Annotated in this window: 10 protein-coding genes and 1 rRNA gene; 1 reads left to right on the top strand and 10 read right to left on the bottom strand. The window is 38.4% G+C overall.

All coding sequences use genetic code 11. The features are described 5' to 3' along the window. The first annotated feature begins 48 nt into the window (after positions 1-48). The gene (locus tag O3598_RS08090; protein WP_371452330.1) at positions 49-633 is read left to right on the top strand and encodes a DUF805 domain-containing protein; all 585 of its coding nucleotides are present in this window, start codon (positions 49-51) and stop codon (positions 631-633) included. Between the two features lie 63 nt (positions 634-696). On the opposite strand, the gene O3598_RS08085 is transcribed toward O3598_RS08090, so the two are convergent. The 10 genes from O3598_RS08085 to rrf all read right to left on the bottom strand — a co-directional run bounded on the left by O3598_RS08085 (position 697) and on the right by rrf (position 12287). Then, complete coding sequence (locus O3598_RS08085) at positions 697-1866, bottom strand: hypothetical protein (RefSeq protein ID WP_005376590.1); 1170 nt, start codon at positions 1864-1866, stop codon at positions 697-699. Between the two features lie 125 nt (positions 1867-1991). Beyond that, positions 1992-5531 (bottom strand): thiol reductant ABC exporter subunit CydD, encoded by a 3540-nt coding sequence (cydD, locus tag O3598_RS08080; protein WP_371452329.1) that lies wholly within the window; start codon positions 5529-5531, stop codon positions 1992-1994. 124 nt (positions 5532-5655) lie between these two features. Next, a complete protein-coding gene (cydB, locus tag O3598_RS08075) occupies positions 5656-6675 on the bottom strand; it encodes a cytochrome d ubiquinol oxidase subunit II (protein ID WP_371452328.1) in 1020 nt (339 codons plus the stop codon). After that, positions 6666-8054, bottom strand: coding sequence for a cytochrome ubiquinol oxidase subunit I (locus tag O3598_RS08070; protein WP_005375278.1), 1389 nt, complete (start codon positions 8052-8054; stop codon positions 6666-6668). Before O3598_RS08070 ends, cydB begins: the two co-directional genes overlap by 10 nt. A 57-nt stretch (positions 8055-8111) precedes the next feature. Then, on the bottom strand, positions 8112-8564 hold the full coding sequence (locus tag O3598_RS08065; RefSeq protein WP_005375284.1) for an RrF2 family transcriptional regulator: 453 nt from the start codon (positions 8562-8564) through the stop codon (positions 8112-8114). 162 nt (positions 8565-8726) lie between these two features. Continuing rightward, positions 8727-9734 (bottom strand): inorganic phosphate transporter, encoded by a 1008-nt coding sequence (locus O3598_RS08060; RefSeq protein WP_105084718.1) that lies wholly within the window; start codon positions 9732-9734, stop codon positions 8727-8729. Next, positions 9727-10356 (bottom strand): DUF47 domain-containing protein, encoded by a 630-nt coding sequence (locus O3598_RS08055; RefSeq protein WP_005375274.1) that lies wholly within the window; start codon positions 10354-10356, stop codon positions 9727-9729. The genes O3598_RS08060 and O3598_RS08055 overlap by 8 nt, the downstream gene beginning before the upstream one ends. A gap of 82 nt (positions 10357-10438) precedes the next feature. Further along, positions 10439-10933, bottom strand: coding sequence for a MogA/MoaB family molybdenum cofactor biosynthesis protein (locus O3598_RS08050; protein WP_371452327.1), 495 nt, complete (start codon positions 10931-10933; stop codon positions 10439-10441). 8 nt (positions 10934-10941) lie between these two features. Next, the gene (locus O3598_RS08045) at positions 10942-11793 is read right to left on the bottom strand and encodes a polysaccharide deacetylase family protein (RefSeq protein ID WP_371452326.1); all 852 of its coding nucleotides are present in this window, start codon (positions 11791-11793) and stop codon (positions 10942-10944) included. 377 nt (positions 11794-12170) lie between these two features. Continuing rightward, positions 12171-12287, bottom strand: a 5S ribosomal RNA gene (gene rrf, locus O3598_RS08040). Positions 12288-12357 lie beyond the last annotated feature (70 nt).

The raw sequence follows: 12357 nt of genomic DNA, 5'->3' as shown, positions 1-12357 counted from the left end.
AAACACATAGAAAATATACGTTATGTTTATTTTTATAAAGGGGACTTCATGGATTTATTATATCCAGTTCTACGAACTGTACTAATCTGCTTAGTAGGTTTTGGTATAGCATATCAGGGACGACGTAAGGGCTATACCATATTCAACCTTTCGGGGCGCTTTAACAGACTACAATTTATCATACTCTTCATAGCTTTGATGATACTCTTCTATATCGTAGATATCATCGAGGAACGTTTAATCGACTACATCGTAACGTTGCCTGCATATTGGGCTACACGTATTTTTGTAGGCGCATTACAGGCCATGTTATTCCCACTAGCCTGTGGCTTATTCACTAGACGGATACATGATATTGGATTTAATGGTTGGGCTGGTATTTTATGGGCTACCATTATTATTTTCATCAATACCTATTCGGCGGTAACACCGTTAAATTATTTATTAGATTTATTCGTCTGGATAATTGGCTTCCTATTTTGGGTCTTACCGGGTCAACCAGAGCCAAATAAGTATGGCTATCCTCCATTTATGAGTCAAGAGCCAGTACAATCACAACCAATTCCAGAACCACCGACACAAGAGGAACAAGAGGTTCGAAAAAAAGTACGAAAACGACGTAAAAAAAGATAATAAACCTAGTCTAACAACAAAAGGCTGAGCCAGGAGGCTCAGCCTTTTTGTTATGCTATGTAGTTAATTCATCAACAACATTAATTCTATTAATGTACACCCAATATAAGCAATGATAAATTTAACCTTTTGTTTTCTAGCACGATCATCATCTGCTATTTTCAATCGATTAGCTAAGAACCGTTTGTCTCGAATCTGTAATAATAATTGCTTAATCCGCTCTTGACTTTGAGAGGCTACACATTCGTCACAATCTGTAGACAACGAAGCTTGCTGCATGAAAATGCGTCGATGCAACTTACGCAATTGAATTTTTATATTATTATGTACAAATGCACTTTGCCACTGTTTTCGAGAGTCTACATACATATATACATACCGTGGAATATTCATTACTAAGAAGGATATAATAAAAATCCCTAATGAAATTAAAAAGTATGTAGAAAAAGAAAACTCTAAAGTCTCAGTTGGTAAATAGTGATGAAGAATTATAAATGTAATCCATACACCGATTGGTAACAGTAATACAGCGGCAATATCAATGGATCTAACCCAACTCGTTCTCGTTGGCACGTCAGGAACTGTAAATGTATCTACTGGATCATGAAATGCATAATAGTCTAATTGCAATACAGACTGTCCAGTTTTAGGATTTCCCAATAAAACAGGACCTGTACTACCTACATGACGTTCTGGCAAAGGAATAAATTTTTTGATTCTAGAATTGGGTACTAAATCAAATTGAAGAATTCCCTTCTTTTCAAATCGCACAGTAGAGCCTAATCGGCCAATAGCAATAGGATTAAAAAATATGCCAAATAGGCTAAGGCACCAGTTGCCTAGGAGGTGGAGAATCGAGTTCAAAATAAACCCACCGGTATCTATATTAGCAGTATCTAACTTAATAGCAAAGGAAGATGAATAGTCATCGAACCACACATCTTCGATGGTAAATTCCACATTAATCACATTCCCCCATTTAGTAATAATGGAGAGAAATACTTGGTTATTCGGCTCAAATTCAAAGGTTACAGAATAGATTAACCAATGATTTCGAAACGCAGCACGGAGCATCCGATTGACCATATCCTCTTCAATATAGAGAATTCTATGATCAAATAGTTCTCGCTCCACAGGTGCAGCCATAAGTGTCGTATCCTGTTCAATAATAGGAGAACGTTCATTTAATGCGTCATCCACCAAAGATCGTAATTTGGTGAAGATTTTTGTCATAGTCGCTCCAATATATGCACACTACACAAGATTTTTATACCTCAAACATTACAATTATACCATAATTTACCTGTTTTATCGAGGTATATACAGAGATTCACTAAGGCCTTTTCATCAGATACTACTTATACACTGGCCATCGTAAGTCGACAATATGCATAGAATCGGCCTTTCTTAGCAATTAACTCACTAAAGGTTCCATCTTCTACAATACGACCTTTTTCCATAAAGAGGATACGATCCATCAATTCTAAACCTTCTAACTGATGTGTAATATATAAAACAGTTTTTTCTTTTGTGAAAGCTAGAATATCATTATGCAATTTTCGTCTTGTTACTTGATCTAACCCCTCCAAAGGTTCATCGAGAAGTATAAGTTCAGGATTTCGCAAGAATAGTCGAGCTAAAGCAACACGTTGACGTTCACCGCCGCTAAGACCTACCCCTCCGCTGCCTACAATCGTTCGTAAGCCTTTTGGCAACCGGGTAACTACATCAGATAAAACAGCTTGTTCTACAGCACGTTGTACCTCATCCGCACTTGCATGCGGCTTGGCAAGGCGAATATTGTCCTCCAGTGTGGCATGAAAAATATAAGTGTCTTGTGTGATAGATCCCATTAAATTTCGCCAAGAATCAATCGTAACACTCTTTAATTCATTGTGACCTACCGAAATATAGCCAGAGTAATCATATAGCCTTTCTAACAAGGAAAACAATGTGGTTTTACCAGACCCACTAGCACCAACAATAGCAACAGCCTGTCCTTTTGGTATATCTAATGTTAAATCTTTATATATAAGTGATGAGTGATCATACCCAAAATTAACATGTTTCAATGATATCGTATCCATAGAATCTAAATCTACACAACCTGTATCCTTGATTGGCAGAGGTGCATGCTTAATTTGTAACAATCGACGAATCGCTACTAAACTTTCATAACCATGATGAACGGATACAATCATAGGCTGCAGCGCTTCAAACCAAGCTTGAATACCAATGGCACATACTACGACCATAACACTTGCCCAAGGGCCAGTTAATACATTACTTGCTAATAGGGCCGCTAACACAACTATAATCTGTACAATAGCAATAAACATCGTATTTCCTAAATTCATACCTTTAGAAATACGCCCCTTATGGTACTCTACATCATCTATAGATTGCATCATACGTTCCATAACTAGATTTTCATTATGGTAACTAATGATGTCTTCTAAACTTTCTAATGTATCAGTCAATGTTGACTTGAAGTGACCTTGTACCTGACTGATCATATTTAAGGATGTACGATGATAACGATATATGCCATACGGTAGTACAACACCTGTCGTCAGTGCAGCACACCACACAAGCGTTGATAAATGCGCATCTATAGTACCGACACCAAAGGATACCAATATAGTTAATACAATGGCTGCTACAGGAGGAATTAAGGTGCGTAAATAAAAGAATTGCAGTACTTCAATATCCGCCATAATTCGATTGAGCATATCCCCTGCGCCCCATCGTTTAAATATAGCTGGTGCCAATGGTTCTAGATAGGTATAAAACCATACACGCAACCCATACAAACCTTGAAATGCCATTTTATGAGATGTATACCGCTCAAAATAACGACATACAGCACGGCTAATACCAAAGAAGCGCACACCTACGATAGCGAGACTCAAGTAAGTGATACCAGGTTGTAATGCAGCCGATGCCAGTAACCAAGAAGATACGCTCAAAAGCCCTACATTCATGAATACGGTCAGAGAAGTGAAAACTAAGGCAAGTACTAAGGACCAACGAGCAGGTTTTAATACGGAAAATAACAATTTCCAACCTTCAATATCACTATACTTAGTTTTATCGGCTTCATATGGGACTTTACTATTACTTAATGCCTCTTGTTGTTGTGTCAATGGAACCTCAAGCTTAGAAACATATGACACATCCTCATCATCCATTACAAACGAACCAGTCCCAGCATCTACTAGCGCCTTAAAATAACCATTCTGTGCCAACAAGGATTCATAAGTTCCCTGCTCAATTATTTCACCTTGACGCAACACATATAACTGAGAGGCCCACTGCATCGTTTGAATACGGTGCCCTACAAGAATAACAATTTTATCCTTCATCAAGCGCTGTAATGCACAACTGATTTGAGCCTCTGTATTCACATCCAAATGGGATGTAACTTCGTCTAAAATAAGAACTTGTCCACCATGTAAAAAAGCACGTGCCAAGGCAATACGTTGTAATTCGCCACCACTAAGTCCCATGCCTCCTTCACCAACGACAAAATCCAAGCCCTTTTCACAAATTACATCATGTAGCTCCGCTAGTTTGGCTGCTTCTAAAAGCTCGTCATCACTTACATCTTGTCCAAAGGCAATATTATCTCGTAGCGTACCATGCATAACATGAGGTTTTTGAGACACATACGTAACCTGTGTACGCCACCAATCCATAGAACAAGTTGATAAATCTATATCATTAACATATACACTGTTCGAAGGAGCCTCTAAAAAGGCACCTAATATTCGTGCAATCGTCGATTTACCAGCCCCACTTTCACCAACAAGCATAATCGGTTTATTGCGACATGCCTGCAATGTAATATTCTTTATACCATTGCTTGTTTCTGGATAGGTATAATTTAAATTATCTAGGCGTATGGATTCAATTGTCCCTTGAATACGACAATTGCCACCTCGAGGTAATGCAATAGGTGTATTCATAAAAGCATCAAATTTAGCAAGTGCAGTTTTACCAGACATACCGGTGTGAAAAGCAGCTCCTAATTGTCTAAAAGGTGTATAAAACTCTGGAGCCAACAATAATATAAAGAAGGCTGGAAGAAAATCCAAACCGCCATCTAATAGTGTAAGGCCTAAATACACCGCAATGATAGCTGTACTTATTGTGCTAACTAATTCCAAGACGAGGGCAGATAGAAAAGCCACACGCAATACGCGTAAGGTAGAGTCTTTAAATTCATTAGACAGTCGACTGATGACTTGTATTTGTTCCTTTGCACGACCAAACACCTTTAATGTGGTAATGCCTCGCAATACATCTAAAAAATGACCTGATAAGAGACTCATCCGATCCCATTGCTCTTGATTCATCTTTTCCGCTTGTTTACCAATCAAAATCATAAACAATGGAATTAATGGTACTGTACCTATTAAAATAGCCCCGATAATAGGCATTGTATCCATTATGGCAATCCCCATTACTAGTGGGATGATAATCGCATATATCATTTGAGGTATATAGCTCGAAACATAGGCCTCTACTTGTTCTAATCCATCAGTAATGAGATGTATCGTATCACCTTGAGATTCTCCTCGTTGTATACCTAATCTAAATAGATGCGCAAGAGCTTCTTTACGCAAAATAGATTTAACAGAATGGCCCAAACTAGACGATATATGTTCCTGTATATAAGAAAAAGCCAAACGTAATATGATGAGTATAGCAAGCCAAGTAATTGTATTAATTTCATCTACCACAGTATGATCAAGAAAAATCAAATTATATATTAATGTGGCAAAAAACCAAGCTTGTCCCACTATGGAAAGACTTTGTAAGATACTAGAAATAATTAATGCTAACAATACGAGTTTTTTACTTTTAATGACGCGAAGCGCCGTTTTCTGTATCATATCTAACCCCCTTTAAATCTAATTTTATCAATATTACTTTCATCTTACCATAAAAATGAGGCGTGCCGCTACAGCACGCCTCACAAAAGGGATCAAACTTTCACAATCGGTGAAAGTACCTATATTAATAATGTAAGTCTTTTTCTGTTACACGATGACGGAATGTCCAGTATACCCAGATTTGATATGCCAATACGATTGGTACAAATACCAATGCAACAGCAGTCATCAATGCCAATGTATATTCAGAAGAAGATGCATTTGTAATGGTCAAGCTCCACGCTGGATTTAAAGAAGAAACCATGATGCGTGGGAATAGACCTGCAAAATATGTAGCCGTAATCAAAATAACGGAAAGAGAGCTAAATACAAAGCCCCATTTTGTATTGCGCGTACGTGCTGCAGCCCAAGAAATAAGGAAGCAAACAACAGCTAAGGCACAGAAAATAGTAGCTAAGATAGAGCTGTACAAATCAGTGTATACATAGGATGCAATAATCAACGCAATCACACCGATTGCAGTAGGTACACCTGTAACGAGAGATGCTGCACGTGCACGTTCAGAGATAGGACCTGCTGTTTTAATAGATGTAAACAAACCACCATGGTATGTAAACACTAAAACGAAAGCAACACCACATAATACAGTGTAAGGGCTAAGTAAATCCCAGAATGTACCAACATATGTCATCGTTTCATCAATAGGTGTACCTTGGATCAAGTTACCTACTGTTACACCCCACAATAATGCAGGAACGATAGAACCGATGAAAATACAATAGTCAAATACTTTACGCCATGTGCGATTTGCACTTTTGGAACGGAATTCAAAAGCAACGCCACGCATGATAAGTACAGCAAGCATTAAGAACAATGCCATGTAGAAACCACTAAACAATGTAGCATATACATGAGGGAAGGATGCGAATAACGCACCACCAGCAGTGATCATCCATACTTCATTACCATCCCAAATAGGACCTAACGCATTAATCATTTGACGACGTTCAACGTCAGTTTTACCAATGACTGGTAGAAGAATACCTGTGCCATAGTCGAAGCCTTCTAAGAAGAAGAAACCTGCAAACAATACACAAAGCAAGATGAACCAGATCACATTAAGGTTATTCATAATTAGTTCCATAATCTTGCCTCCTCTTTTTCTTCTACATGGTAAATTGTTTGCCCATCAGGGCCTTTTTTAATGTGTTCTACAGCTAAATACAATGCAGCAATAGCAGCTAAGATATAAATAACTGTAAAACCAATGATAGTAGTCATGATTTCAGGAGCTGTAACGGATTTAGAAGCACCATTAGCAGTCAATTGAAGGCCATATACAAGCCATGGTTGACGACCTGCTTCTGCAACAAACCAACCAGTGGATTGAGCGATGTAAGGTAATGGTAACATCCAGAAAATAATTTTCAAGAATGTTTTATTCTCTACGAGTTTACCTTTAGCATTTAATACCAAGCCGATGAAAGCAACTAATAACATAATGGAGCCAGCAGCTACCATGATGCGGAATGTCCAGAAAATACCAGGAACATCTGGAATGTAATTACCAGGGCCATATTGAGCTTCAGATTTAGCTTGTAAATCTTTAATACCTTCTACCTTACCAGATGTAAAGGAGTTTTGTGTTAAGAAGGATAAGCCGCCAGGGATTTCAATGGCACCTGTATTTTGTTGTGCTTTTGTATCGATATTAGCTACCAAAGAGAATGGAGCTGGATCTTGAGTTTCCCAAAGAGCTTCCATAGCTGCCATTTTCATAGGCTGTTCTTTAGTAATATATTGGCCTTGATGATGACCTGCAAAAGCACCTAATGTACCAGCAATTAAGGTAATTACCATACCCCATTTTACAGAGGTTTTATAGAAATCAACATTGCTCTTACGAATCAAGTGCCATGCGCTGATAGCCATAATGATGACACCTGCTGTCATGGAACCATTTAATACAATATGAGCAAATTGGCCAGGTACATAACCATTAGATACGATGGTTGCGAAGTTTTCCATTTCCGCACGGCCATTGCGAATTACATAGCCTACAGGATGTTGCATAAAAGAGTTTGCTACAAGGATCCAGAATGCGGATAAATTGGTACCTAATGCAACTAATGTTGCCACAGCAGCATGCGCTTTATTAGATAAGCGACCCCAACCAAAGATCCAAACGCCCATAAATGTAGATTCCAAGAAAAATGCCATTAATGCTTCAAGGGCAAGCGGGGCACCAAAAATATCACCCATAAAACGAGAATATTCAGCCCAGTTCATACCGAAATGGAACTCTTGAACGATACCTGTTACAACACCCATGGCAAAGTTAATTAAGAATAATTTACCCCAGAATTTTGCCATTTTTTGGTAAACTTCTTTACCGGTGCTTACAAAGGTCCATTCTAAAATGGCTACGATAACCGTCATTCCCAATGTGAACGGTACAAATAGCCAGTGATAGATAGATGTTAGCGCGAACTGTAAACGTGCTAAATCCAGTGCTTCAAACATGTCTTTTCCTCCTTAGAATTGACTCAAAAATACACACTTGATGAATGTCTTACATCGTTACGCATGAGATACACAAGGATTCATGGTCTCTAAAATCTCTTTTTCGCGCACAGCTAATTTATCGAAAGTCACACTTTCCATCTGTCTTACAAGTTCAGCTTGTACAACAGACATAGCTTCATTAACTGCACATTGGCCCATACATGCTTTTGAGCAAGAACCGACATCATACAAACAACGCTGTAAATACGTATCCCCCTCAACGGCTCTAATCACATCGAGCATGGAAATATCTTTGGGCTCACGATTTAATGCAAATCCACCATCCACCCCGCGGAAGGATTTCATGATTCCTGCTGCAATAAGGCTGCGCATTATCTTAAGCAAAAAACGTTCTGGAATCATCTCTTGCTCAGCCAATACACCGCCTGTTACCTTCTGACCAGATGGTAACATCGCCATGTGCAAAATCATGCGAAACGCATAGTCCGTGGCTTGATTTAATTTCATAAGCACTCCTTTTCCAATAACAACGTCTACGTATTACTACATTTAGTATAAACGATATAAAACAATACTGCAATGGTATTGTTTTATAAAACTGTAATTAATATCACAAAAAAGGACTATTAGTAAGATACTAATAGTCCTTCTCATTTATTATATGCAGTTCTAAAAGAATGAGCCAAATAGAAGATGTCCTATTTCATAAGCAATGGCGGCTACTATACCAGATAGTGGAATTGTTACGAACCACGCCATGACCATAGAACGCGCTACGCCCCAATTTACTGCTTTAATACGCTTAGAAGCACCTACCCCCAACAAAGAACCACTCACAACATGTGTGGTACTTACAGGTAAATGCAAGAATGTAGCAGTAAAAATAGTAATAGCAGAGTTTAAATCCGCTGCAAAACCATTAATGGTTTCTAATTTAAAGATTTTTGTCCCCATGGTGGAAATAATTTTCCAACCACCAACAGCCGTACCAAAAGCCATCGCAGTCGCACAGCACAACTTAACCCACAATGGAACATCTAAGGTATCAATATAACCACCGCTAAGTAAGGTCAATGTAATAATCCCCATCGCCTTTTGTGCGTCATTAGAACCATGTGAAAAAGCCATCATAACGGCCGATACGATTTGCATGGATCTAAATCTATCATTTAAAACAATAGGAGAAAATCTACCAAAGATGAGTAGCAACAATTTCATGATGATATAGCCACCAACCATTGCTACTAGTGGTGATAAGATGAGAGAAAAGAAAATCTTTAAAATCCCTGATTCATTTAAAGCATCAAAACCTACTGACCAGCCTACGGCACCAATGATGCCACCAATTAGTGCATGGGATGATGAACTAGGGATCCCCCAGTACCAAGTCAGTAAATTCCATGCGATGGCCCCGATAAGGGCTGCTGAAATGATACCACTATTGATAAGAGATGGGGACATAACAATATCACCACCGATTGTCTTCGCAACCCCTGTACTCACCATAGCACCCAAAAAATTAAGTGCCGCCGTCATCATGATTGCTTTTTTAGGTTCAATAGCACGGGTTGAAACAGATGTGGCAATCGCATTAGCCGTATCGTGGAAGCCATTGATGTAGTCAAATGCTATGGCTAGAAATACGACTAGCCAAACTAAGTAATGTGACTCAAGCATACTTCAATACTACCCGGCGGAATGTACCAACCAAATCTTCGCAACCATCGATTACATCCTCCATGGAGCTTAAGATTTCCTTCCATTTGATAATTTCAATTGGATCTGTACATTCTGTAAATAATTTCGCCATTTCTTCATGGTAAATATTATCTGCTTCAGATTCAAGTTTCAACACTTGATGTACACGACCTTCTACCTTCACATGATCCTTTTTAAGGCTACCCATGTAACCGATAGATTTATTGATATGTTTAACACATTTTACGACGATTTCACTCATGCGAATGGCACCATCACTAGGTTTACCTACATGATACATAACCATTTTATCCATGATTTCTTTGATATTATCAAGTGTTGTATCTAATTGATCAATCAACAATTGGATATCCTCACGGTCCATCGGTGTAATGAATGTTTTACGCAAGCGATCAACTGTTTCATTAACTAATTCATCCGCAGCTTTTTCCTTTGTATCAATTTCCAAGAATGCTTCTTCTTTAGAAACTTCGCCTTTGAAAACGCGTTCCATCATTTCCGCACTTTCATAGGTAAGTTCAGCATGATTTTCTAAAATACTAAAAAATTTTTCTTCTTTTCCTTTTAATTTAAAAGCCATGGAGATCCTCCTGATACAGTACTGTTAGCTTCTATAATTACAATACAATTATAGCATAGTAAATCAGTGCATGCCTATCTATTTATTTATTGATTTCTCGCACCAAATGAGGCATTTCCGGAATAATTAATTTTCTCATGCCAAGGGTAACGGCACCCACCGAACCAGGAATAGAAAAAATTAATGTATTCGAATTTACACCTGCCTCTGCACGAGATGCAATAGCTTTGGTACCAATATCCTCCGTAAAAGATAGATATCTAAAAATTTCACCAAATCCAGGTATAGCCTTTTCAATAATAGAATCCACGGCTTCAATGGTCACATCACGCATGGCAATACCGGTGCCACCTGTAGAAATGACCACATCTATTGATTCATCATTACACCAAGGAATAATGGCATTACGGATTTCATCGTAATCATCGATGACAATCTTTCGAGCTACTACATTATGATTAGCAGCTTCTAATAATTCTTGAACCTTATTTCCGCCTTTATCAGTTTCCATAGTCCGTGTATCAGAAACTGTTAGGACAGCGACATTGAGAGGTCGATGTAAAACTTCTTGAGACATATATCCTCCTAAAATAATGGTATTAAACCAGCCAATTTTGTAAATCCATTATCCCGTAATGTATCTCGTAATTGCCATGTATAAGTAATAAATGGCGCGCAGTGCAAACGCATCCAGAATGATAAATACGGTGTATCACCTTGGAATATGGCCAATCTTGGCAACGCATATAAATTTTGACCTGGCTTAACCGTCCCCGGTGTGACTGTGAAAGCCATCTTATACCCGCTTTCACTAGTAATGCGTTGAATTTCGGCATTATTGAAACCACCAGGATACGCTAAGTAATCGATAGGTTTTCCCATGAAAGCCTGTAATGTATCCTTACCACCTTTGATTTCATCATCAAGTTTAGAAGGATCAATGCGCGTTAAAATACTATGATGATTAGTATGACCTTCTACAATAAACTTATGAGCGTCCATAGTTTTTAATTCATTGATAGACATAAACCGTTTTGTATTAACAGCATCGCTAATCATAAATATGGTTGCTTGCATATCATAGGATTCTAAGATAGGCAAAACATCCTCATAGTTGTCGATATAACCATCATCGAAGGTAAGAACAATCGGTTTATCGGGGAGTTCCTTGCCTTCTGTCACATACGCATATAAATCATCGAGGCTAATCGTATGATACCCTTCGTTATGTAAGTACTCCATCTGTTTCTTAAACTGTGCCACATCAAGTGTCAGTGCAGAATGATACTTATCATTAACTTGATGATAATTTAAAACGGGAACACCATAAAGCTTATAATGCGATGATAAACACCACATACTTCCTAACGCTATGAATAGTAATGCAACACAAATAATGATCGCATATACTATACGTTTACCTATTGTTATTAACATTATTAAGAACCTTCTTACAATATAAAATTATAACTTCATACTATTCGAGGATAACATAACCGCTCTTTTGTTTCAATGAAAAACCCCTCATAGGTCATTCTAAATTCATATAAATAACCTATGAGGGATAACAAAAAAGGCTAACCATTCGGTTAGCCTTTTAGCTTAATCAGCGACTTCCTATCACTCCTCACTGTGGATTTCTCATCGCTGCTTTGCAGCTGGAGAAATCTTACGTTCGGATGAAGGTGATGTGTGGCTCCCATGCGTCGCTACGCTCCTCTGTTAGCTCACACCCTACCTTTCCCAGGTTCCCTGGTCGGATAGGAAGTCGCACATGCAAAAAAAAGACACACCCTTAGGTGTGCCTTTAGCTTAATCAGCGACTTCCTATCCTCCCAGGCCGTCTCCAGCCAAGTACTTTCGGCGTTTACGAGCTTAACTACTGTGTTCGAGATGGGAACAGGTGGACCCTCGTAGCTATCGCCACTGAATCTGTCAGAGTTTGTACTCTGAAAACCACATAGAAGTTATATATATTTGTTGCACATGTCTGCTTATTGT

Source organism: Veillonella atypica (genome assembly GCF_041431435.1).
GTDB lineage: Bacteria > Bacillota > Negativicutes > Veillonellales > Veillonellaceae > Veillonella > Veillonella atypica.
This window is presented reverse-complemented; position numbering and strand designations above follow the sequence as displayed.